Below are 23,101 nucleotides of genomic sequence, written 5' to 3'. Positions count from 1 at the left end.
GCATTACAATCATAGAAATCCCGTATGACTCCAGAAGAAAAGGAAGGGCAAAGGTTCATTAACAAAATGGTATCTAATGCGAGAGCCATTATCTCTAATCAAGTGGCTCTACCTTTAGGAGTTTATAAAATGAATCAAATCATAAGCTGGTTAGAACCCTACAAAAAGACTGATGATGTAGATGTGAGCATCTTCCGAGACTATGATTTAAATGTTGATGATTTACCTGTTGGAACAGAAAGGCTCCAATGGAATATTGAAAAGCTCATTGAATTTGAGAAAGAGTTTGACGAAACCAACAGGATATTCAAAGCTGATATTCTTAGGAAGTGTAGAGAACTAATTGATACCTATGCTTCCGATAACTCAAAAGAATCAGAAGAATAACGATAGCCCAACAAGGTTTATACCTAATGCTTCGGCTGACAGCCTCGCACAGGGTATACACAAGACGTTGTGCATAATGCCAATCATGAATAAAACCTTCTTTAATGGAAGAAATCAGAAATAAAGCAAAGAAAGACTCACTCTACATTTCACTTGTCTATGTTGGATTGGGTACTATGTCACTACTTGCTATAGCCTCACCGACATTAATGGAAATAGAATTCGTTTCTATTCTTTTTTGGCTGATTCTCCTGTTAACAATGCCTGTTTCATTTATTGGATTTGGAATCCTGTATGGTGAAGGTAAAGATGGAATGGGTTATGCATTGTTGGTTCAAATAATAGTCTTTGCAATATTTTGGTTTATCACATATCGAATCCTTCTTGAAAAAGAGAAGAAGCGATATAATGCTAAAAAAAGAAAAACAGAAAGAAGCACAAATGCACAACAAAACCTATAAGTTAGCTACGCCATCTTATAGCAGAGACGTTAGCACATAATAAAAGCCATGAGTATGGTAATGTCCTTAGCAGCCAGACTACATGCTTATATCTAAATACCTGCTAAATGCCTGCAGTCAATTAATTTCTTTGTCTAGCACCTTTAGTGCCTCTACCAGCCCGTCTTGCCCTATTCCCCTGTAAACAATGCTGCCCTTTGGGTTTATCAATATGACGGAAGGGAAGGAAGTTACTAAGTACTTGCCGACTACACCGCTCTGGACTCCTTCTGACATATCCTGGAAGATTTGCGGCCACGCCATTCCGTGCTTTTCTATCATCCCGCTGAGCTTGGCCCTGTCCTTTTCCTCGTCATAAGCAATACCCATGAACTGCACCTTTTTGCCCTTGTACTTTTCATATGCGGCTTTGGTCTCGGGTATCAGTTTGATGCACGGGCCGCACCACGAGCCCCAGAAATCGAGCAGCACATATTGCCCTTTGTAATCCGAGAGCGAAACTCGATTGCCTTTCATATCCTGAACAGTGAAGACTGGCGCAGGTTTGCCTGCACTCACAGACGCCTCAAGTTCTGCTTTTTTGCGTGTGGCTTTAGCAATGGAATGCTCCTGCAGTTCCGGGCTAATCATCCCTAGCATCTGTCTTTTCTTTTCTGTTCCTAAAGATTGCAAGTAAAACAGGCTTAAAAAAGAATCGGGGTGCTCTCTGATGTACTTCTCTGTCCAAAGATGCATCGTATCCATAATACCCTGCTGCAGCCTTCCAAGCTCCTCTTGTTTGCCTGGATCCCGCATACTGTTGGAAAGGGCAACTATTTTTTGCCTTGCAGGTGTAAAATACTGTCTGTTATGTAGGGCAAACTCTTCTGTTAAAGGTGAACCCGTCACAGATGACTCCCATATCGCCTTACTGTCTCCCTCTATCTGCACGTTGTTGTCCAGGAAAAATTGTACTCCTCCAGGCACACTGTCAACAGTTATAGTATAAAAATTCAGCTCTTCAGGCTCATCAGTGAAGGCAAACCTGTTCTTTGCTGACACAGTAGAATCCAGCAGCTTGTTCTGGTTATGCGCGTCTCTCACAAAAAGATAAACCTTCTTGTTGCCAATACCAGCTATCTTACCCTTTACAGATAAGCTCTGCCCCAGGCATGAAAGAGGAGCAAGCAATATTACACCTAATAGGAAGTGTAATACTGTGTTATAGTTTATTCCCATAGGTTTGTAGTTTTAAGTAGGTAGCAAACCCTAATGGAGGATAGTGCCTTCCTAAAGTTCTAAGATGGATTATGACTAAAAGCTTAAAAGAGAATAATTTACCATACGCATATTTATAATAAATAGATAAAACTTTATAATATAAAATATCTATATTTAGAAATGTTTCAGTGCCCTTAGGTTGGAGGAAGGAATAAGAATAACAAGTGCTAACCCAGCACATGAGCAAATCTACGGCTGCGCCTTGCTCACCTCATGTACGAATACCGTTAGCTTGCTCTGCAGGCGGTCCTGGTGAACATAACTTTCGTTATAAAACAAGGAAGGCTCCTCGCGATGAAGAGACTTCCTTGTTTGAGAGTAGATACGCTTCATTACTATTTGCGAAATATACATCAGGGAACGTGGCACATCCTATACCTGCTGTGAAACAGAGCAGCAGTCCGGCAACCAAGGGTTTTATCCGCCCGAACCTGTCAATGAGAATGCCGTAGACCAGCTGGTCTGCACGTAACGTCCCATAGAAAGTTTGGCTGTACTATTCTTACAGACCCTATATTAGCAACGAATTGATGATACAGTACCTTGTACGATAAGAACCGCTGTACCCCAACCTGTTCAGGGTACAGCGGTTCCTTTTGTTTTAGATCTGCCCAGGTGTCTCTCTTACTTCATGGAGCTTTTTCCTCAGCATCGCCCTGATATCGGCATAGTCCGGATTGTCCGCCAGGTTGGTAAACTCGTTTGGGTCTCTGTCATAGTCATACAACTCTGCCCCGTCATTGCCATCGTTCCACTCCGTATAGCGCCACTGCCTGAAGCGCACACTGCGGCCGTCGTATTCTTTGTCTATGTTCTTGTACCAATACTTCTGCTCTACCATCGATTTTCGCAGGTCTGTATAAGCTGGGACATCTTCTGTTATCTCCGGATTCTTAAGAAGCTTCACCAGGCTTTTTCCCTGTATCTCCTTAGGAGGAGTCTGTCCGGCCAGTTCCGCTAGCGTTGGGTAAAGGTCAATCATTTCAACAGGACTCTCTGTAATCCTGTCCTTTGAGTAGCCTGGGGCAGCGATAATCAACGGAACACGGGCCACGTGCTCAAAAAGGGTCTGCTTCTGCCACTGCGCGTGCTGGCCCAGAGAGAAACCGTGGTCACTCCAAAAGACAATGATGGTGTTGTCGGTCAGGTCAAGCTCGTCTAGCTTATTAAGTAGCTTGCCGACCTGGGCATCCATGAAGGAGATGGAGGCATAGTAGGCCTGCGTCACTTCCTTTTGCTGCTTCTCATTCAAGCCATAGTGGTCTTTGAGCGTGTATCTTGCAATTGCAGGCTTGTTTGCCCAATCATCAGCACGCTGCTCCGGCAGCTGGATCTTGTCCAGCGGGTACATGTCAAAGTACTTCTTCGGGGCCACGAAAGGAGTATGGGGGCGGAAGAAGCCTACAGCCATGAAGAAAGGCTTGTTTCTGTGGTTCTCCATAATTTTCATGGCCTCATTCGCCACTTTCCCGTCCGTCTGGTCATCATCCGTGCCCGGTGCAGCCCAGAAAGACAGTGCACCACCAAGCCCTACTCCTGGTTGGTAGTTGGTGATTTTATCTTCCTGCTCCTTGTCAATTCCCTTAGGGTTCACGCGATAGTTCCAGGACAGGGAGTCGTCCTGCCCGTTGGTGCCTATCTGGCTCGGCACCCCGTAGTGGAAAATCTTACCAACACGAGCAGTAAAGTACCCATTCTTCATGAACATTTGGGGCATGGTCACCACGTTCGGAATCTTGTCCCGGAAGAAGGTGAACAGGTCTTTTGTCTGTGTCTTGTCAGGACGCAAACCAGTCATAATGGAGGCTCTGCTGGGCCCACACAGCGGGAACTGGTTGTAAGCCTTGTCAAAGCGCACCCCCATTTTTCGCAGGCGGTCCAGGTTCGGCGTCTTGATGAAGGGGTTGTCGAAGGCGTTCATGTCCACGTTCAAATCATCGGAGGCGATGAACAGTACGTTTGGCTGCTTCTTATCATTTTTCTTAGAGGAGCGCTTCTGGGCAGTGGACGGTTCTGCCATGGTAAGCAGCGCCAACAGCACCAGGAGCGTTTTGAGGCAGTTGTGCCTCAGCCATGCGGTTCTTCTGTACATATTTTTATCTATTAAGATTAAAAAACAATTAAAAGCTTTAGTCAGCGTCAGCCACGCACCGGAAACCCGTGTTCTGCAGCCCAGTATCCGGGGCGGATTTCATTCGGGCCGAGACGCGGTAGCCGGAGCAGTAGGAGTCGTTGCAAAGGAAAGAGCCTCCACGGGTAACGCGCTTTGGAATGGTGGGCTCATCAGGATCATAACTGTCATTCGGCCCCTGTGGGTTTGCAGTGGCTTTGCCTTCCAACTGCCTGTAGTAGTCTGGCCGGTACCAGTCTGAGCACCACTCCCAAACGTTGCCGGCCATGTCATACAAGCCATAGGCGTTAGGGGCGAAGCTTTGTACTGGGGCCAGCCCTTCAAACGTGTCCCAGCTGGTGTTTTTGTAGGGGAAGCTTCCCTGCCAGGTGTTGGCCTTTGGCTTTCCTTGCGCCACGGGCTCTTTTCCCCAAGTATAAGGCTGGTCCTTCATACCCGCCCGGGCGGCGTACTCCCACTCTGCCTCTGTTGGCAGTCGCTTGCCCGCCCACTTGGCGTAGGCATTGGCGTCGTCCCAGGAGATGTGCACCACCGGGTAGCTCTCCCTTCCCTCGATACTACTGCCAGCACCTTCTGGCTGGCGCCAATTGGCTCCCTTCTCCCAGCTCCACCATTGGGAGGCGTCGCTCAGGGCGACAGGGTAAGCGGTTGGAGTGAACACCAGGGAGGCAGCCACCAGCAGGCTCTCATCGGGCTTGGGCGTACCCGGGGGAAGTTGCTTCTTCAGCTCCTCCCAGTCAGGGGCTTTCTCAGCGGTGGTAACGTAGCCAGTGGCCTGCACGAATGCTGTAAACTGTGCGTTTGTCACCTCCGTTGCATCCATCCAGAAGGACTTCACCTTTACGGTGTGGCGGGGGAACTCGTCGGTCCTTCCCTCATTGTCAGAAGAGCCCATCACAAACTCTCCGCCTTCTATCTTCACCATGCCCTCCTGTGAGGTTCTTCCCGAGCGGATAGTAATAGTAGAAGTGTCAGCAGTAACCGCTGAGGCAAACCTGGATGGCATACTGCTGTGGCAGGATGCCATCTCCTCTTCTTGGGTGATGGCGTCGCTGGAGAGGCTTGTGCTTTGCTCTTGGGAACAGGATAAAAACCCGGCACTCAGAAGTATGGCTAAAACTTGTACTCTACTTAAAAACATATTATAGATAATTTATGGATGCACGTATTCGGCCATAGCTGGTTCATAACCAATGCGCATGGCGTTCACCATCAATTTGTCTCCCCTGTTCAGCTTGAGGCGTTCCCCGGTGTACACTTGCCATACAGGTGCTGCCTCTACCCGTCTGCCATTGTTGTCAGGTGCTCGAATAAACCCTGAATCCCAGGTTTGCACTGTATGCTTTAAAGCCTCGCCTTTTTCTCCGGCTTTTATAATGCGGTAGCCAATGGAGGCTCCTTTCGTGTCACAGGAAATTCTTGCGCCTTTGCTGGAAGCCCTTATTTGTGGGGTAGCCGTAGCAGGAGCCTTTTCTTTGCCGCCCCACCAGCCGTAAACCATTTCTCTCTCCGGGACGGCAGACATATCGCCTACCTCTTTCTCCCACTTTCTGAAGGCTGTTCTCAGCTCTTCCAATTTGGTTTTGTACTGCGGCTCCGTAGCCAAATTATATAGCTGGTGCGGATCCTTTTCTGTGTCATATAGTTCCTCTACCTCTTTGGTGCTCTTAAACCAAGCCAGCGCGTTGGGGTTTAACTTACCGGCATCACGTAAGGCTAGCATCTCCTTCATCATGGGAATACCGTACCTGAAGTCGAGGTCCTGGTAGTAAGATTTCTCCGGCATGTAGTTGTAGATGTACTCAAAGCGCTTATCCCTTACGGCCCTCACACGGTCATACTTCTCATCCATCCGGTCTCTTGCGGCATAGATGTATTGGCGCGGTTTCCCTGCTTTCTGCTCACCCAGAAAAGCTTGCCCTTGCATATAGCTGGGCACTTTAACGCCTGCCAGTGACAGTACGGTAGGCGCAAAGTCAACGCCGCTGATCATGTCTGTACTTATTGTGCCAGTTTCCTGCCCGCCTGGCATGCGTACAATCAGCGGAATATGGAGGCCACGGTCCAGTATTTCGCGTTTCATCCAGGGAAGCGCCCCACCGTGGTCACTGTAGAAGAAAATGATAGTATTATCGTACAATCCGTCTTCCTTCAGCATTCTGACTATCTCGCCTACCTGACGGTCCATTATCTGGATGTGCGTCAACTGCCGGGCAATGTCGATACGTGTCTGCTCTGTGTCTTCATAATAAGGTGGCACTGTTACCTTCGCTGGCTCCACCATGAGGCTGTCTTTTTTGAATAAGTTAGACTCATGCGTGATAAAGATGTTGAATATAGAGAAGAAAGGTTTTCCAGTCGGTCGGTTGCGGTAGGAGGCGGCTGGTCCGTTCTCGTCCCAGACAGTTACCGGAGCATCAAACTGGTAGTCCTGCTTTTCGTTGTTAGTAGTGTAGTACCCACTGGCACGGAGGTATTCAGGGAAAGCCTTCACATACTCCGGAATTACTGCAGAATAGTTAGGAACCCCCTCCCCCATGTATTTCGGGTCAATGGCCTGGGTACGCATGTGCTGTGTACCAATGGAGGTTTGGTACATGCCTGTGATGATGGCAGAGCGGCTGGGGGCACATACCCCAGCCGTGGTATAGGCGTGCTCATACTTCACCCCCTCTTTTGCCAATTGGTCTATGTTAGGGGTACGCACGGCTTTCTCCCCATAAACACCTATGTAAGGAGAAATATCCTCGCAGGTAATCCATACAATATTGGGCTTTTTGCCATTACTATTCTGAGCATTGACCTGTAAAACAACCAACACTAAAATCAGATAAATTAACTTTCTCATGATCAAAGTTTAATACATAAGGCTAACAAAGAACTTTATTACTTCACCCTCTTTAAATCAACAAATGATTCAAGTATTTGGAGTAATGTTTTCTCCTGTGAATATTTCAGCTGCCTACTGACTAGAGGGTATAACTTTCTCTATCTCAGAAGGCACATGAGCAATTGATTTCATTTTGTTGTACTCTTTCGTTAGTTCTTCAACAACATCCGGGTAAGAGTTGGCAATGTCATACTTTTCAGAAGGATCCTCTGTAATGTTGAATAACAGAGGAGTTTCATGACCAAGTGGCGCTTCCTGGGAGTAGGAGGCATGAGTAGTAAAATGCGCTTTCCATGGACCTTTTCTTACTGCATATAAATTTTCATTTATATAATAATGGATCATATTTCTCACTTGTGTCTTTTTACCGTACAGCACGTCAGAGATATTCATACCATCCAGTTCTTTGTCTTTAGGTAAAGGAACACCTGCAATACTGGCAAATGTGGGTAGCAAATCCATCATACTGATGATTTCTTCTGACACTACATTCGGCTTTATTTTTCCTGGCCACCAGGCAATAGCCGGCACCCGCATTCCTCCTTCATAGGTGGAATTTTTTCCTTCATATAACAAGCCTGCCGAACCCGCATGATCCTGCATCGGTAACCAAGGGCCATTGTCACTGGTGAATACGACCAGTGTATTCTGATCTAACTTTAACTCTTTTAATGTTTTCAGGATCTGTCCCACACTCCAGTCCAGTTCTGCTACTACATCACCATACAAGCCCCGTTTACTCTTCCCTTCAAACTGAGGCGAAGCATATAGAGGTGTATGGGGAAAATTGCTAGCGTAGTACATGAAAAAAGGTTTGTCCTGCCTTTTTTTGATAAACTCAATAACCTCTTCGGTATAGCGTTTGGTCAGATAACGCTGATCTGGCTCCTCTTCAATAACTGTCTCATTTCTATACAGCGGCAAAGCAGGCGCATTTGGACGTGGCCCCGGAGGTATACCGTATGCCCCATCTTTATGAGTAGTAAATACTTTGCCCATATCGTTGGAATAGGGGACGCCAAACCAATAACCAAAGCCCTGCCGGGTGGGTAAAAATTCCGGCAGATGCCCTAAGTGCCATTTGCCAACCATACCCGTAACATAACCTTTGCTTTTGAGCAACTCGGCCATCGTCACTTCATTAAGAGGCAATCCACTGGCTGAATTTTGCCGGAAAACATCACCTTTCCCGTACACACCCGAGCGAAAAGCCAACCTTCCGGTAAGAAGAGCGGCCCGGCTGGGGGTACAAACGGCAGCGGCAGCATAAAACTGCGTGAACCGCATTCCCTCCGCCGCCATTTTGTCCAAGTTTGGTGTACGAATAGTAGGATGACCATAACTGCTTAAATCGCCATACCCCAAGTCATCAGCTAAAATGACAATTATGTTTGGTTGTTTAGTTTGTGCAAATGCAGAAAGAACATGCATTGTGGCTAACAATGAGAATAAAGTGTGTTTTAAGATTTTCATTCTGCCTGTTATATTTGTTTTTAGGTAAATAGATGATAGGCTTGATAGATCAAACCTATCATCTAATTTGTCCAAGTAGATTTGAAGCCTATGGCAAGAGGTCCAATTAAATTAGGCCGGCTAATAACCTGGATTCTGGTCTGCAGAACTTAAATCTGGGTTGCTGTTGATTTCCTGTTGAGGAATAGGGAAAAGCAGGTGCGAATCGGCAACTTCTATGTTTTTAGCGTTTCTTATCACTTCCTTTAGAGTACCCGTCCTTTTTAGGTCGAACCAGCGCTTTCCGTCTTCGCACAGGAACTCATAGGCTCTTTCAGTTAAAACTAAATCCCTGAATGATGCTGCTGTGTGCCCGGTCAAAGAGAAGTCAACAGGTGAAGCAGCATCAGGAGTATAGCCGTAAGCACGCCTGTGAACCATATTCAACCGCTCCAGTGCCAAAGAAGTAGGCTCGCCGTTTGCCATACTTGCCGCCTCCGCATATATCAAAAGTGCATCAGGATACCGGTAAATCGGATAATCATTTCCCTCGCCCGGGGCATAACCCGCATCTTTGAACTTTCCGAACCGGATAGGCTGGGCGGCTGAAGTCTGGCTAGTAGAGCCCGCTCTGTTGGGATAGGAGGTATATAAGTTAAAGTCATATCTTAAGTCATTCCTGTCCCAGTCCCTTAAAAGAGGATATGTCGGAAAACCGAAGAAAGTACCCCAGCCAGTGGATGCGTAGACACTGTTGGAAGGGGCGTAAAACTGAGGAATAAAGCTTAAGTCATCCGTTCTCTGAAACTTCAATGAGAATATGTCTTCAGAAGAAGTAACTGCATCCGGCCCAAAGATTTTTTCAAAGTCGGCGGCCTGGCTAACAGGAACCAGCGAGTATACCCCGGAGCTTATCACTTCGTCTGCCTTGTCACGCGCATTCGCAAAATCTTCTATCGTCAGATACACATCTGCCAGCATCGTTTTAGCAGACCACATCGTAGGCTTTCCTGCAAGGCTTTGGGAGGAAGGGAGCGCGGTTTCAGCATACTTCAGGTCATCGATAATGAGGGAATACACTTCAGCCACTGAAGCTCTTTTGCCACCTAAACTGGAAAAGTCCTCTGTAGGGCTCGTTCTGATAGGAACACCGCCCCACCCTCTTACCAAGGAATAGTAATTCAGTGCTCTCAGGAAACGTGCTTCCCCCAGTAAGGCATTCTTATCAGCATCAGAGGCATTTATTCCAGGGACATACTTCAGTACGATATTCGCTAGATTGATTGCCTGGTAAAAGTAAGCCCATTCACCGTCCGTGACGGATATGATCGAACTGGGATACCCCTGATAGGAGGCTACTGGGATATAGAAACCCTGACCTGAAGCGTAATCTGACACCGCTGTATACTGTGCTCCGTATCGGAACCCATAATTTGTCCGTAGTGGGTTGTATATCGCATTCACCGCTGCATTCCCGTCTGCTAGCGTTTTATAAAATGTTTTAGAGGATAGCCTATCCAGTGGTTCCTCTTCCAGTAAGTCCTCACAAGATGTTCCAAGAAAAGACAGACAAACTAAAGAAGCAATTATGATCCTTTTCATATTATTATCCTTGAAATTGAAAGATTAAAGCTTAACGCGTACGCCTAAAGTATAAGTTTTAGCATTGGGATATCCTGAGTTATCGATGCCCATAGAGACTGAGTTGGAACCGCCTCTTGTGTTCACCTCAGGGTCATACCAGGAGTAATTCGTAAATGTCAACAAGTTCTGTGCACTTGCATAAATCTGGAACCCCTGCATCCACTTAATGGATGTTTTGCTGACTGGAAGGTTATAAGCCAGCTGTATGTTTCTCAACCTCAAGAAGGAACCGTCTTCCACAAAACGGTCAGACTCACGAAACTTAGCATTGGCACTTATCTTCGGATATTTCGCATTTGGATCGGGATTAGAAGCAGACCAATAGTTTTCATACACATCCTTCAGCTGGTTTTCCCCAAAGTAAAAGCTACTACCTTGAGAAGCTAAGTTCATATTGAAAAGATCTCCGCCCTGCTTTCCCTGGAATAGATATGTCAGCTCAAAGCTTTTATAAGACATGCTGGAGCCGAAGTTGTATAAAAAGTCAGGGTTGGGATCACCTATCACGGCTTTATCGTTGTTATTAATGGTACCATCCCCATTCAGGTCTTTATATCTGATGTCTCCATTTTCATTTAACCCATCTTCCATATAACCATAGAAGACTCCTACTGGCAGGCCTACCCGCACTAAATTCACAGAGGCTGATACTGGCTGGGGCAATACTACTCCGTATACATCACTGTCTTTGTCTAATTGGACCACCAAGCTTTTGTTCTTGGAGACATTCAGGTTCATGTCCCATTTAAAAGACTCATTATCAACAATGATGGCATTTAAGCCCAGCTCAGTACCTGTGTTTCTAACCTTTCCGATATTCATGATGGAGGTTGTATAGCCCGAAGAGGTTGGAAGCGGGACATTTACCAGCAAGTCCCTGGTATCCTTTCTGTAGTAGTCCATTGTGAAAGAGAGTCGGTTGTTCCAAAATGCCACATCCATACCCGCGTTATACTGGGCAGTCGTTTCCCATTTCAGGTTGGAATTTGCCAGCATGGTCAGGCTGGGGGCATATCCGATGTAGTTTTGATCATTGTATACCGTGCGGTAAGCATACAGTGTGTTCAGCGTCTGATAAGGGGAAAGGGCGCTGTTTCCGGTGATACCGTAGGACAGCCTGAATTTTAAATCACTGAGGTAAGTCAGATCCTTGGCGAAATCCTCGTTGATTGCTCTCCATGCAAACGCAGCAGATGGAAAATACCCCCATTTATTGCCGTTCCCAAAACGAGATGAACCGTCGGCCCTCATACTGGCGGTAAGCAAATATGTGCTTTTGTAGGAATAGTTTACACGGCCCAGATAAGAGAATAAAACCCACTTTTCTGTGGCACTTGTTGCGAATCCAGGAACACTGCCAGCTCCCAGGTTATTGGCACCTAACTCATCGGTAGAGAAACCAGTTGTATTACCGGTGTTAAAAGTCTTAAAGGTATTTTGTTGATAGGTAACTCCGCCCAAAAGCGACACATCATGATCTTCCTTCAACTGCTTTGAATATGCGACTGTGTTTTCATTCAGGATATTCATGATATCCGTAGATCCGATGCTTGCCTGGCTTTTCGGAGTGGCAAAAATAATAGAGGGAGAGAATATATCTGTTCTGTAGGAATTTGATTCTACACCTACCGAGGTTTTGAATATCAGCCTTTCAATTGGTTCATAGGTAAGAGCGGTTCCGGCTAATATAGATTTCTGGTTAACATCCTGCTTTCTTTCTAAAGCTAATGCCAAAGGATTCTCCAAACTGTTCGGGCTGAAGGAGTAAGGTCTTATGTTGCTGTAAAAGCCATCTGCATCTTTGGGGGTAACAGTGGGAGGTGCTCCTAAAACTGCACTCAGCACGGAATTTCCTTTTTGCCCGTTATCACTGTTTAATTGCGAGTTATCCGTGTTGCTCAGAATAGTATTGACGTTCAGTTTTATCTTAGGGCTAATCGTTTGGTTTAAATTAGCTCTAAGTGTTTGCCTTTCTAAACTGGAGCCGACAATGATACCATCCTGGCTCAAATAACTACCAGAAACAGAGTATTGTGAGTTCTCACTTCCCCCTGACACCGTTAAAGAATGATTTTGCATGGGAGCTTTTCGGAATAACTCATCCTGCCAATCTGTTCCCTCACCCAGCGCGTTGATCTGATCCTGTGTAAAAAATAAAGGAACACCGTCGTTCACAGCACGCTCATTTGCAAGTTCTGCGAACTCCCTGGCATTCATCAAATCAAGCGTTTTGCCAACTTCCTGTATGGCATAATAGCTGCTAAAATCTATCTGTGCTTTTCCTGCTTTACCTCTCTTGGTTGTAATCAACACAACACCATTTGCTCCACGGGAACCGTAAATGGCTGTGGCCGAGGCATCTTTTAAAACTTCTAAGGATTCAATATCATTAGGGCTCAGTGAATTAGGCGCACCAGTAAGCGCAAAACCATCTACAACATAAAGGGGTTCGTTACCACCTTGCAAAGAGTTACCCCCTCGTACACGAACACTAACTGTTGCACCCGGCGCACCAGAGTTTTGTACCACCTGAACACCTGCTGTTTTTCCCTGTAGTCCCATTACCGCGTCCGGAACAGGATAAGAGGTTAACTCTTCTGATTTTACACTTCCAACAGACCCGGTAATGTCACTCTTTTTCTGAACGCCATACCCTACTACCACCACTTCTTCCAGGGCTTTTGCATCTGTTTGTAAACTAACATTGACAACAGTCTTGTCACCTACTGCTATTTCCTGTGTTTTGAAACCTATATAAGAGACAACCAGGGTCTCATTCCCGGTAGGTAAATTCAGAGAGAATGTGCCATCTACACCGGTGGCTGTACCGATAGTAGTGCCCTTTACGATGACGGTTACACCTGGAAGCCCCACCCCACTTTCATCCGTTACCTCACCCTTTATGCTTCTGCCTGTCTGCCGCTCCACTATTTCAGCGTCTAGTGTGCTGGTACGAATCTGAGGAGGCGCCTGTGTATGTTTTTCATTTTTTACGGCTGGCTTTATCAGATATGTTCCATCTTTAGATTTTTTAAATTCTAAACCGGTCGGTTTTAGAATGTTTTCCAGGTTATGCTCCAGTGGTTGGTTGAGGTTTATGGTGTTTGCAGGAACAGCATATTCTTTCACCACCTGATCAGAAAACAATATGTCTACTTTATAGTGCCCCCTGAAATTGTTCAATGCATCCCGTACTTTGATAGTTGATGCTTTGGGAGCCTCCTGTGTGCGTGGTTCAAATGCCAGTACTTGCGCCTGGCTCTGCATTTGCCAGGTAGAAAGGAGCGCTATCAGCATGCCGCATGAACTTAATTTGTATACTTTCTTTTTCATATTCAGAGGGGATAAAGTGGTAAAATGATTACATTTTATGTTTCTTTTTTAATTTATAACTGTCTTTGACTTAAAATAAAGGCAATAGAATTCCTGTCAGCTGTATAGCAGATATTCCTTAGCCGATGAAAAATAAGCTTGTTAGGGTTTTATTAAGATTATATAGCCGTGATTTTTCACTTTTTTACCACGTGCGCTCTATGTTACGACAGCAGATACCACTTTCGTAAACATGAATTGTTAATCGTGTATTATAATTATATAAACTCAATTGTAAGTACAAGTACTGGATTGGTTACTACCGGAGAATAACAGCGTTTTAATCATATCTCACGTGTTCCAACAGGGATGGTCTATCATGTACTAGTTTACAAAAATCACGAGACTATCCTGCCGTACTACATTGATATTCATTATTTCAGAAAAAGCGTATAGTAACTCATTTACGTTATTGGCCCTGAAGGATCCGGAAACCGTCTTTTTAAGTAGATCTTCTCCCTTTACTTCTACGGTTAACCCATAGTTATCCTGAAGCAGATCCTTGATCTCATGGAGAGACGTATTATCAAAAACCAGCCGACCGTGCTGCCAGGCAGAGTAATTTTGAGGATGCAGTACTTTCTTTACCTGTAGCTCCTTGTGATTCTTATTAAGAGCAACTATATCGCCCGGCGCCATAATCAGAGGAGTGGAGTCCTGCTCTGGTGTCCCTTGGTATAGCACCTTCACCTTGCCCTCTTGTAGCACCACCTTAGCGCCACTTTCACGTGCAGACAGGTTGAATTCAGTTCCAAGAACTTCTACCTGAAAAGCGGAGTCTGTAAAAACAATAAACTTTTTGTCATCCGGCGTGTGCACCACTGAGAACCTGGCCTCCCCCCTCAAACGCACATTGCGGCTTAATTCCCCGAATCCGAAGCGCGGTACCCGGAGGCTGGAGTTTTCATTCAACGCTACCTGACTTCCATCCATAAGTATGACAGAATTCACTTCACCATTGCTTGTAGTATAGCTTTTATATAGAATGGCATCACGCATAAGCCAAGCTCCAAACTGGAGAACAAACAAAACAGAGGCAGCAATGAGCCATTTTTGCCAGCCTCTCGACTTCTTCGTTTCCAGAGAATTCCTCTGCTCAAGTTCAGGCTGTAAGTCAAAATGGTTTTGGTTCTGTATGCTGTCGTAAAATCTGGCAACAGCCGCATTGGTATCAGCACTGTATTGTAGATGCTTTACTTCCCACTCGTGCATGCATGCGTAGAAGAATTCTTCGTTATCACCGTCCTCTTCTACCCATTCCTCTATCATCTGCTTCTGCAAAGCAGTGGCCCTCCCTGCAAAATAGGCAAATAAGAGTTCGCTTGTTATCAATGGTTTTACAGACATCTGATATGGTTTATACTACATAGACAACTAAACTCTGGAAAACCCTTACTCGAAAAGCAAAAATTTTCATTTTATTTTTTAAATAAGGCTTTCACCTATTTTATTGAACAAGCCTCTATGGGAAACGTACCATAGGCACTTCTCTAAAAGGAGAGGAAATAATAAAAAAAGAGGGAGGGAAATGATAAAAGAGTGGTGGCGGCGGCAATTATTCACAGCTCAAATACATCTTCTGAAGCAAAAGATGTACTGCGTTGACTTAGCAGAGGCTGTGAAGCAGCAATACGTAAAGAATCCAAGTTTTGGATAATGCCTCCCTCACAAGCTGGCTTGCTTTTCTGATTTGCACCTCCACTGTTCTGGGTGAGAGTTGAAGGGCCTCAGCAATCTCAGAGTATTTTTTATCCTCAAACCGATGCATCAGGTAAATTTTTCTACACTTGGGCGGAAGGGAATTAATAGCAGCCTCCACCTGCTGACTCAGTTCCTCATATTCAATAACGGAGTCAGGCTGCTGACAGGCAGCCTCTGTGTTATTTTCATAAACAGGATCTAACTCTACAGTTCGTTTAGCCTCTAGCCGAAGATAGTTATAAGCCCTGTTCCTGACACTCTTATAAAGAAAAGCCCTATAAGAGGTCGATATTTCCATGAAAGTGCCGTTTAGATAAAATTGGCAGAATATGTCTGATACGATATCCTCAGCTATAGACTTAGAATAGACAAACCGCGAAGCATGGCTGCATAAGCCTTGATAATAGTGTCGATACAGTAATTCACAACCTAATTTAGGGTCGTCTTTGAAAGCCTGTCTGATAAATAACTCGTTATCTGTACCAGAAGCTTCTTTCCCATCCAAAAACACATCTTTAGCCTCTGAATTAGAGGCTGGTAAGTTAACGTCACCCCCAACAGTAGAAAACAAGTTGACAATCTTATTCATATTTACCCTTGTTAAAGCTTCTTATTATTGTAGGCTGCTGTTCTTGAATGCCGTTGTAAAAGCTTTTATAGAGACTTAGTGCTACTCATAGCATTATTCCGACTCTCTTACCTTTATTCAGATGAAGACAAATCCTTAGCACATACTTTGAGCTTTTATTTTAGCTCTGCAACGTTTAATGAATCGCAGTTAGTGACTAATCACTATTGTTAACAATGTTAATATAATATTTAATTATCTATAACAAAAAAAACAAATCGATATAATTTACCTTCTCCCAATTTCTTGATAGTTAGTCAGAAAGGTTCCCATGGTGATAATTGGTTTTGCGTTAGGTTAAATGCAGCTATATCGAAAACTGAAAAGCTCTGTAAACGCTCTATTGACTATAACAGTTGTTATAGTCAATACAAATTATTTTGTGCCCTTATCTTACATGATTGACACATCATTTAGCTTAACTCGAAGTCTTGCTTCAAAATCATCTCTTTGCTGTTCAACACCTCCTCTGCCACTCTGTAGCTGATTTAGGCTTCTTTCATTTAGTCATTAGTTGAGTTAAAAGGTTATTAAAGTAAGAACTTATCGGCCTCGTCCAACACTGTGTTCTCAAAGCTGTCTAGGTAGACCTGCGTGATCTTCTCACTGCTGTGGCCAAGGGCCTCACTTATTTGGGAAGTGGACACGTTCTGCCGCTTGAGCACGGTAGCGTAGCTGTGTCTGGCCACATAGGTGGTGACATTGAAGTCGATCTCCACCTTGCTTGCCACCGTGCGTAGGTTGCTGTTCACCTCCTTCATTATCTTCTTTACACGATTCTTCACCTTCTGCTCCGTATCATGATAGGCACCCAGGATCGGGAAGATGAACCCTGATCCGTCTTGATTTTTCCTGTAGTAGTCAAGTATCTCCAGGGCTGGTGACAGCAGGGCGATGTTGAACTGATGGCCGGTCTTTGCCCTGGTGTAGTGCAGCCTGCCGTCTCGGATATTGCCCCACTTGAGTTGGGCCATGTCAATAAAATTGATGCCTCGGCAGTAGTAGGAGAACAGGAAGATGCTTCTGGCCATCCAAAGCTTGCTACCAAGTTCGAGTTTATGGTCCGAGATTTTCTTTACCTGGTCCTTCGTCAGCGCCCGCTTCTTGGTTTTTGTGTTGAGCTTGGTCAGCTTGTATGTTTTAAAGGGATACTCAGCCTCACGCGCGTGCCCTTCGGCTATGGCCTTATTGTATATAGAGCGAATGGTGCGCATGTAAACCGCTATGGAATTCTCTGCCACCTTTCGCTTTAGCAGATCATCCTCCAAGCGTGTCAGGAAGATGTAATCTACCTCTTTAAAGGTGATGTCTTTCCCATTTGTAAAGCGGGATACGGTGCGCTTAGTATTCTGAAAAGCATCAGCAGTACCGATCTTGTCTACGTTTTTGTGACGCTGTACAAGCTCATCCGTAAATTTGAAAAAGGTGAGCTTGCCGACGCTCTTTTTGCTGAGCGCTTTGGCAATATCCTCCACAGAGTAGTGCTGGTCGTTGTTCTCAAAGTCTAGGATGATTTTGTTGGCATCACTTATAATTTTAGAGATTTTAATGTTAAGCTCTACCTTGTGGGGATGTTTTTTAGTAGGTCGCTGCTCATTAGAATCCCACAGCTCTGCGTTACAAGACTGGTCCAGTGATACATACTTGATCTTCCTATCTTTGATTAGACGCAGCATAATGGGATGCTCGCCGTTCTTGAGCACCTTGGAGGTGTAAAGGAGTACTTTCACTGAGGCCATGTTCTCTAATTTTTAGTTGTTTAATCTTACCACCGGTTTAAATATGGTTTAAACAAAAGTAGAAAACAACCACTAATATTCAAAAATTATGATAAATAAATATTTCCATAACAAGCTGAATAACAGCAATTAACAAACTACAAAAACAACACAAGGTCAAGAGGCTAATTGCTGTTAATCATGGGGTCCCTGGTTCGAGCCCAGGAGGGGGAGCTAAAAAGAAAAAGGACTTACGTTAATTCGTAAGTCCTTTTTCTTTTTAGCTTAAACTTTTCCTGCCAAAGTAAAAACTGTTCCTCTTACTTGGTAGAGGCAAAGAAGAATCAGCAGCTAATGCAGGCGCTGAAGAGCCACGGGAAATACATCCGCCACAGCACGATAAAGCATATTACTTTATAAGGCACGGGAGATCGAGAATAGCGGCGCTTTAGGAACGTATAAAGGTTTGTAGCCCCTGTTCCAGCGCATGCTGGTAGCATGTTTTGAATCAGCCAAATAAATAGGTATACCTTGGCTTGTAGGCTGGTCAATTAGAAACCAATTCCGGGGATGCCACTTATTAGATATTCTCCTGTGGTCATCCCCGGGACAGGTTATAGTTCCCTTGAATTCATTTCTACTGAATCGGTAGCTTGTTCAAGTACTCCTTCAAATTCCCCTGCTACAATATCAGTCTTACTTAACCAATAGTCGGAAGTTAGAATACTGTAATCTCTATTGTTAATAGCCTCTAGCTCCCATATAATGTTTTCTGCTTCCGGAAAAGGTTTGCTACCGGCCATTTGTTCGCTAAAAAGACGCTTAATCAGGTTGCTGTCAGCTAATCCTTTATCCAGTAAACGCAGTATGTTCTCTTTTGTAAAATCAGGTTCTTCCGCCTGGTCTAAGGGGGTAATAGAAAGGTTTATTTGCGTGGCTTTGGCGTTAGGAAATTTACCGTTAAAGGCTTTATATAAAAGCTGATTGATATGGAACAACGGGGCATGCAAACTTATATCAGGGTATTCTTCCGATATTTTATCCAGTAACATATCATTGGAGATTTGGCTTATTTGCCCCTCGTTGATTTTGTCGGCAAGTTTATATTCCAGAATAATTGCGGCTGCTTCATTGGGTTCATAATCAGTAATAGCCATTAAAAGCAACTCTTCCAAGGTATCTTTGGGCGCATTTTCGGCATCCGGATAATTAAATTTCAAAAGTAAATTTACATAATCCTCTTCTGACCAATATTCCGAAATGGCTTCTACGGTGTTCGCGCTGTTAATTGTTATAGTATAGTTCATGGTTGTAAATTATTTAAAAGGCATGTTCCACGCACAATGCTGCAAAATGGACTGAGCCGATGATATTGATAACAAAAGTGAATAGTTCGAATAGTAGGCTGGTCACTTCTATTAGTGAAGAGAAACTTAGAAAAATATCCAAGCGTTTTACCTAAAGCGGATAATAATAAAGAAAGCTGCTTCAAAATTGTTGAAGCAGCTTTCTTTATTAAAATTTTAAGTGCTTAATTAAATTTTTGGGCAATATACTCCACTAGTTTTTCGTCGCCCATTTTAAGCGAAGTACTTTCGTTGGCTACCGTATTCTTAAACTGGGCAGTTTGCGCCATAAAATGTATAAATTGTTCCTGCGTAATACCCGTACCGGTTACGTGTACTTCTTCAGCATTCTGTAGGTGCGTGGTTATTTCCTTAAAAAATTTCTGCTGCAACGATTGTTCGGCATTGTTGCCGGTATTTTCGTTCGAGTTGCTTCCCGGGCCATCATTCTTAGCCTCGGCCAAAACAACAAAACTCCCGTTGTCCACTAATTCTCTGCCTACTACAGTGGCATGGTTAGAATCTAACCACACGCCGAATTGTTTTTTGTTTTTTCCTGACATTTAGTCTTCAATAAGTATATCACTCTTAACGTGTAACTCACAGAAACAAACGGAATTGCTAACCTTTATTCACCAAAAGTGATAACAGTTTTTGCTGCATATCGGGTACAACCTACTCGGTGTTCTCCTTATCATGGCCCTGTTGAGAGGTGGTGGCTTTTTCACTCCCTCTTTATCAGTTCTGATATAACAACCTCCTCCAGGTAAGGAGCCTGTATCCATGTGTTATTAAACTCATAGACCAGCATCACCCTTTTGTCTGCTACTGAGTGCAAGGCCTCGGCAAAGAACCCGCCCATATGATAGAGGAAAACGCAGCAGGGCCTTTCGTGGCACATCATGCAGTATTATCAGAGACATCGCTTTATTATTTCCTCAAAGAAATAACCATTTCATGCGAATGCCTGCTAGCCGACTTCTCTCTGAAGGGAGTCTCTCCGGGAAAATGCACCTTACATTCTGTCCCGGAAACGCGGGATTTTGAGGTGCAAAACAGAAGCTTATACTGCTATCAGGATAGAAAGGCTCAATCTTTGGCGGGGTAGTTGCGTTGCCTGGCGAACTGCTGGAGCCAGGGATGGTCTCATGCAAGAGGCATTTACAGTATGGCCACACCCATAAACAGTTGCTTTAATCTGGCTACCCCTCCAGTGCTTATTTCTTCTCCTTTTCCGCTTAGCTGACTAAGCTTGGCCACGAGGGCAGGATCAGAAACATACATCCTGTCCATGTACAGGCCGTCCAGGAAAAAGCGGCAGTAAGTCCGGTCTTTACTGACCGGGGTAAGCACCACCAGGTTGCATTTATCAAGATTGTTTAGAAAGCCAGTCCGTTCGCTCATATCTCCAGAATCCCTATATGGGGATATGAAGGTAACTGTTTTTCATGAAGATAGGTTACTTAGTATATGTATTTATTTATATATTGAAAATCCGGTTATCCCTTTTGCTGAGATAGGGCCGCATCGCAGGAGAGGCAGTTTGTAAACAGGGGCTTAGCTTATACAGATGCGCCTTTTATCTCATGCAGCGCAGTTCCAGGTTAAGCTGGCTCCAACTGCAGCAGCCACTCCATTGCTTCGGCTTTGCCGGAGAAGCCCACAAGCTTTATGGGCGGGCTCAACTCCTGCCTGAGTGCGCTGTAAAGCCTGGCTTTTGGGGCTATAACCCAAGCCAGTTTCTTCAAACGGGTTGCTCTCAGAGCTGTGGCAAACTTCGTAGCGATGGCGTTGTAGGTCCTGTCCTCGACTTCGACAACAGAATTGCTGCAATCTATCAGCAAGCTGCGGATATGGTAGTTGTTGACTGCCTCAATGATGATTCCCAGGCAATAGCTTACCTGCGTCAACTCGTGCTGCCGTATGTCTGGCATGCAGGCGGCGAGAATATCTGTTGCAGGGTTATAGTCAAGGGCAAATGTTCCAGTGGAAACGAGCAAGTAGTTGGGCTTTGACTATGAGCCTCAAAGGTGGTACTTTTTATCGGATAATTAGTATATATTAAATTTTTATTTGTACCCATTATATAGCCCTTAGGAATCGCCTCCTTGTTGTGTTACGGGCCTTAACGCAGCACTCCATACCCTCAGCCTCACCATAGCCTTCTAAGCCCTGATACGAGACAGGCCGTTTGCCTTCAACGGGTGTATAGCCTCCGTCACCTTCACTACAACGTGTGTGCGGACGTGGAGGCAGTGAGGAACAGCACCTTTCTTTTCCCGCAGAGGAAACACTACCTTACTCTCCCAGGCTAAGCTCCGGCATCCTGCATTATGACCCGGCGATGCGGCATAAACTTGGGTGTTACAAAACAATGCCCTCCTGCGTCGTCTGCTTGACAGGAAAGTCCTCATCGCCCCACTGCTCCTTGATATTGGTTTCTATAGTGAGGCTGAGGGCGGTGAGTGGCACATCCTCCAGCCTGTTCTCGAAAGGGTCCTCGGTTCGCTCGCCCACCAAATCCAGCGCCAGAAACACAAAGGAAATGACGACGGAGACAGGGATAGTGGCAAAACCCAACTCACTCACAAAAGCGAAGGGCAGCAGCGTGGCATGTATAAACACGAAAACCCGGGAGAAAAAGCTGTACTGGCGTGGGAAAGGCGTGTTCTTGATTCGCTCACTCATGCCCTGAATGTTGTTGAACTCCACCAGCGTGTCCTCCAGTTTTACAAACCGGTAGTCTGAGAGCCAGCCTCTTTTGAAGGCCTGCTGCAAGTCCTCGCCCTGCAGCTCAAGCAGGAAATTAGGCGGATTGTTTTTGTGGTAGAAAGCCTGAAATTCATCTTCCAATAGAAAAGCCTGTATGTCAGAGTATCTGTTAGCTTCCTCGTAAATTTCTTCCTGGTCCGTTTCATTGTAAGCGTGCTTTATTCGCAGGAATACGCGCAGCGCATGCACAAAGGCAATGTGCCTGTACACCATCCGCCGCTGCAGCTCTTTTACGGCTGGGGCATCCGCTTCTATCTCAGGAATCATCATCGTGATCACCTGACGCGTCCAGGCGCGGCTGTAGTTAACCAGCAGCCCCCAAATCTTGCGGCCTTCCCACCACCTTTCATAGGCATTGTTGCTCTTGAAACCAAGAAAGATAGCCAGCGCCGTACTGAAGATAGTAACGGTGTTGAAAGGCATACTCAGGTAAGCCACCTGATAGTGGTCATGGGCAAGGTAAACAGCGACTGCCAGCAGCAGGTAGTAAAGCAGGCTTTTCCATGTATAGTGGAGGATGCCCCTCCAGCTCAAATTTCTCCGGACTATCATTTAACATCATAAATACACTAAGCTGTTTACTTCGGGCGGGGAGAATAGTTTTGACATTCCATCTGTTACCTTGGCGTCCAACTCCCGCTGTAACTTCACGAGCCTGAATTCCGGCAGAAGCTTTTTGCTTTGGCCGGAAACTAACTGCAGGCTGTTGAGTTCCGTTTGAGGCACCTGGTTCGAAAAGTATGCTTCAACCCAACTTACCAGCTCATTGTGGCGAATTCTCCACAAAACCCTGCCCGCTCTACAAAACCATCATCGTTAACCTGAGAGCATGCTCTGTGCCTCCCGCACTAATGGAATACATAGATAAGCTAGCTAATACAGGTATTTGTACATAACAGATTAAGGATTAATACGCTACAGGCACAGTTATTACATTAGTAAATTTACATCCTAAAAAGAAGATGCAGTTATAGAACATGCTTCTTGTATCTCTTTCATAAAATAAGAATGGAACTTAAACAATCAGAAGCAGAGCAGCAGGAACTGCTCCTGCAGTTAAGGGAGACACAGCGAAAGCTGGAGGAAAGGAACACACAGTTGGAATTGATCAACCAGGTAGGCAACATGCTGACATCTGAGTTGGAACTAGATAAGGTGGTACAGAATGTGACAGACATTGCCACCCAAATCAGCAAGGCGAAGTTCGGGGCTCTGTTTTATAAAAAGTACAATGAAGAAGGAGAAGAGTACACCCTCTACGCGCTCTCTGGCGCAAGACACGAGGACTTCGCCCATCTTCCGGTTATCCGGCATACGCCCATTCTGGACCCCACGCTTC

The 23,101-nt window shown here is 45.1% G+C and carries 20 protein-coding genes; 3 read left to right on the top strand and 17 right to left on the bottom strand.

From position 1 onward, the window contains the following. Positions 1 to 24: 24 nt before the first annotated feature. Together DXT99_RS08205 and DXT99_RS08200 are read left to right on the top strand one after the other, a co-directional pair. The gene (locus DXT99_RS08205; protein WP_115565065.1) at positions 25 to 387 is read left to right on the top strand and encodes a hypothetical protein; all 363 of its coding nucleotides are present in this window, start codon (positions 25 to 27) and stop codon (positions 385 to 387) included. Positions 388 to 491: 104 nt separating this feature from the next. Beyond that, on the top strand, positions 492 to 848 hold the full coding sequence (locus DXT99_RS08200; RefSeq protein WP_115565064.1) for a hypothetical protein: 357 nt from the start codon (positions 492 to 494) through the stop codon (positions 846 to 848). Between the two features lie 117 nt (positions 849 to 965). Here DXT99_RS08200 and DXT99_RS08195 read toward each other — a convergent pair whose 3' ends face one another. The 17 genes from DXT99_RS08195 to DXT99_RS08120 all read right to left on the bottom strand — a co-directional run bounded on the left by DXT99_RS08195 (position 966) and on the right by DXT99_RS08120 (position 22,548). Beyond that, the gene (locus DXT99_RS08195) at positions 966 to 2,066 is read right to left on the bottom strand and encodes a TlpA disulfide reductase family protein (RefSeq protein WP_115565063.1); all 1,101 of its coding nucleotides are present in this window, start codon (positions 2,064 to 2,066) and stop codon (positions 966 to 968) included. Between the two features lie 643 nt (positions 2,067 to 2,709). Next, the gene (locus DXT99_RS08190; RefSeq protein WP_115565062.1) at positions 2,710 to 4,200 is read right to left on the bottom strand and encodes a sulfatase; all 1,491 of its coding nucleotides are present in this window, start codon (positions 4,198 to 4,200) and stop codon (positions 2,710 to 2,712) included. Between the two features lie 37 nt (positions 4,201 to 4,237). Beyond that, complete coding sequence (locus DXT99_RS08185) at positions 4,238 to 5,380, bottom strand: formylglycine-generating enzyme family protein (RefSeq protein ID WP_115565061.1); 1,143 nt, start codon at positions 5,378 to 5,380, stop codon at positions 4,238 to 4,240. 12 nt (positions 5,381 to 5,392) lie between these two features. Then, positions 5,393 to 7,087: a sulfatase family protein gene (locus DXT99_RS08180; protein ID WP_115565060.1), complete on the bottom strand. Its 1,695-nt coding sequence runs from the start codon at positions 7,085 to 7,087 to the stop codon at positions 5,393 to 5,395. Positions 7,088 to 7,201: 114 nt separating this feature from the next. Then, positions 7,202 to 8,602 carry a sulfatase family protein gene (locus DXT99_RS08175; RefSeq protein ID WP_115565059.1) on the bottom strand — a complete coding sequence of 467 codons (1,401 nt, stop codon included), beginning with the start codon at positions 8,600 to 8,602 and terminating at the stop codon, positions 7,202 to 7,204. 120 nt (positions 8,603 to 8,722) lie between these two features. After that, positions 8,723 to 10,183: a RagB/SusD family nutrient uptake outer membrane protein gene (locus tag DXT99_RS08170; RefSeq protein WP_115565058.1), complete on the bottom strand. Its 1,461-nt coding sequence runs from the start codon at positions 10,181 to 10,183 to the stop codon at positions 8,723 to 8,725. Positions 10,184 to 10,207: 24 nt separating this feature from the next. Next, positions 10,208 to 13,558 (bottom strand): SusC/RagA family TonB-linked outer membrane protein, encoded by a 3,351-nt coding sequence (locus DXT99_RS08165; protein ID WP_246000579.1) that lies wholly within the window; start codon positions 13,556 to 13,558, stop codon positions 10,208 to 10,210. Between the two features lie 363 nt (positions 13,559 to 13,921). After that, positions 13,922 to 14,944: a FecR family protein gene (locus tag DXT99_RS08160; RefSeq protein WP_115565056.1), complete on the bottom strand. Its 1,023-nt coding sequence runs from the start codon at positions 14,942 to 14,944 to the stop codon at positions 13,922 to 13,924. A 259-nt stretch (positions 14,945 to 15,203) separates the two neighbouring features. Further along, positions 15,204 to 15,887: an RNA polymerase sigma-70 factor gene (locus DXT99_RS08155; protein ID WP_115565055.1), complete on the bottom strand. Its 684-nt coding sequence runs from the start codon at positions 15,885 to 15,887 to the stop codon at positions 15,204 to 15,206. 569 nt (positions 15,888 to 16,456) lie between these two features. Continuing rightward, the gene (locus DXT99_RS08150; protein WP_115565054.1) at positions 16,457 to 17,665 is read right to left on the bottom strand and encodes a site-specific integrase; all 1,209 of its coding nucleotides are present in this window, start codon (positions 17,663 to 17,665) and stop codon (positions 16,457 to 16,459) included. A 593-nt stretch (positions 17,666 to 18,258) separates the two neighbouring features. Continuing rightward, complete coding sequence (locus tag DXT99_RS08145; RefSeq protein ID WP_115565053.1) at positions 18,259 to 18,951, bottom strand: hypothetical protein; 693 nt, start codon at positions 18,949 to 18,951, stop codon at positions 18,259 to 18,261. A 224-nt stretch (positions 18,952 to 19,175) separates the two neighbouring features. Continuing rightward, entirely contained in the window at positions 19,176 to 19,523 is a 348-nt protein-coding gene (locus DXT99_RS08140) for a hypothetical protein (RefSeq protein WP_246000578.1), read from the bottom strand. Positions 19,524 to 19,714: 191 nt separating this feature from the next. Next, positions 19,715 to 19,852, bottom strand: a complete 138-nt coding sequence (locus tag DXT99_RS26985) for a hypothetical protein (protein ID WP_181885068.1) — start codon at positions 19,850 to 19,852, stop codon at positions 19,715 to 19,717. Between the two features lie 299 nt (positions 19,853 to 20,151). After that, positions 20,152 to 20,394, bottom strand: a complete 243-nt coding sequence (locus DXT99_RS08135) for a hypothetical protein (protein WP_115565051.1) — start codon at positions 20,392 to 20,394, stop codon at positions 20,152 to 20,154. Between the two features lie 200 nt (positions 20,395 to 20,594). Beyond that, positions 20,595 to 20,990 carry a hypothetical protein gene (locus tag DXT99_RS08130; protein WP_147294187.1) on the bottom strand — a complete coding sequence of 132 codons (396 nt, stop codon included), beginning with the start codon at positions 20,988 to 20,990 and terminating at the stop codon, positions 20,595 to 20,597. A gap of 364 nt (positions 20,991 to 21,354) precedes the next feature. Next, entirely contained in the window at positions 21,355 to 22,314 is a 960-nt protein-coding gene (locus tag DXT99_RS08125) for a bestrophin family protein (protein WP_115565049.1), read from the bottom strand. 6 nt (positions 22,315 to 22,320) lie between these two features. Further along, complete coding sequence (locus tag DXT99_RS08120; RefSeq protein ID WP_115565048.1) at positions 22,321 to 22,548, bottom strand: hypothetical protein; 228 nt, start codon at positions 22,546 to 22,548, stop codon at positions 22,321 to 22,323. A 222-nt stretch (positions 22,549 to 22,770) separates the two neighbouring features. On the opposite strand from DXT99_RS08120, the gene DXT99_RS08115 reads away from it, so the two are divergent. Next, a partial coding sequence (locus DXT99_RS08115; RefSeq protein WP_220273365.1) for a hypothetical protein occupies positions 22,771 to 23,101 on the top strand: 331 nt, incomplete at its 3' end.

The organism is Pontibacter diazotrophicus (assembly GCF_003367245.1).
In the GTDB taxonomy this organism is placed as follows: Bacteria; Bacteroidota; Bacteroidia; order Cytophagales; family Hymenobacteraceae; genus Pontibacter; species Pontibacter diazotrophicus.
The sequence above is the reverse complement of the archived record's forward strand: the minus strand, read 5'-3'. Positions and strand labels throughout refer to the sequence as shown.

Bases quoted from the DNA above. Each gene is read 5' to 3' on its own strand.
- DXT99_RS08205 (WP_115565065.1), top strand. From the start codon at position 25: ATGACTCCAGAAGAAAAGGAAGGGCAAAGGTTCATTAACAAAATGGTA.
- DXT99_RS08200 (WP_115565064.1), top strand. From the start codon at position 492: ATGGAAGAAATCAGAAATAAAGCAAAGAAAGACTCACTCTACATTTCA.
- DXT99_RS08195 (WP_115565063.1), bottom strand. From the start codon at position 2,066: ATGGGAATAAACTATAACACAGTATTACACTTCCTATTAGGTGTAATA.
- DXT99_RS08190 (WP_115565062.1), bottom strand. From the start codon at position 4,200: ATGTACAGAAGAACCGCATGGCTGAGGCACAACTGCCTCAAAACGCTC.
- DXT99_RS08185 (WP_115565061.1), bottom strand. From the start codon at position 5,380: ATGTTTTTAAGTAGAGTACAAGTTTTAGCCATACTTCTGAGTGCCGGG.
- DXT99_RS08180 (WP_115565060.1), bottom strand. From the start codon at position 7,087: ATGAGAAAGTTAATTTATCTGATTTTAGTGTTGGTTGTTTTACAGGTC.
- DXT99_RS08175 (WP_115565059.1), bottom strand. From the start codon at position 8,602: ATGAAAATCTTAAAACACACTTTATTCTCATTGTTAGCCACAATGCAT.
- DXT99_RS08170 (WP_115565058.1), bottom strand. From the start codon at position 10,183: ATGAAAAGGATCATAATTGCTTCTTTAGTTTGTCTGTCTTTTCTTGGA.
- DXT99_RS08165 (WP_246000579.1), bottom strand. From the start codon at position 13,558: ATGAAAAAGAAAGTATACAAATTAAGTTCATGCGGCATGCTGATAGCG.
- DXT99_RS08160 (WP_115565056.1), bottom strand. From the start codon at position 14,944: ATGTCTGTAAAACCATTGATAACAAGCGAACTCTTATTTGCCTATTTT.
- DXT99_RS08155 (WP_115565055.1), bottom strand. From the start codon at position 15,887: ATGAATAAGATTGTCAACTTGTTTTCTACTGTTGGGGGTGACGTTAAC.
- DXT99_RS08150 (WP_115565054.1), bottom strand. From the start codon at position 17,665: ATGGCCTCAGTGAAAGTACTCCTTTACACCTCCAAGGTGCTCAAGAAC.
- DXT99_RS08145 (WP_115565053.1), bottom strand. From the start codon at position 18,951: ATGAACTATACTATAACAATTAACAGCGCGAACACCGTAGAAGCCATT.
- DXT99_RS26985 (WP_181885068.1), bottom strand. From the start codon at position 19,852: ATGGGCGGGTTCTTTGCCGAGGCCTTGCACTCAGTAGCAGACAAAAGG.
- DXT99_RS08135 (WP_115565051.1), bottom strand. From the start codon at position 20,394: ATGAGCGAACGGACTGGCTTTCTAAACAATCTTGATAAATGCAACCTG.
- DXT99_RS08125 (WP_115565049.1), bottom strand. From the start codon at position 22,314: ATGATAGTCCGGAGAAATTTGAGCTGGAGGGGCATCCTCCACTATACA.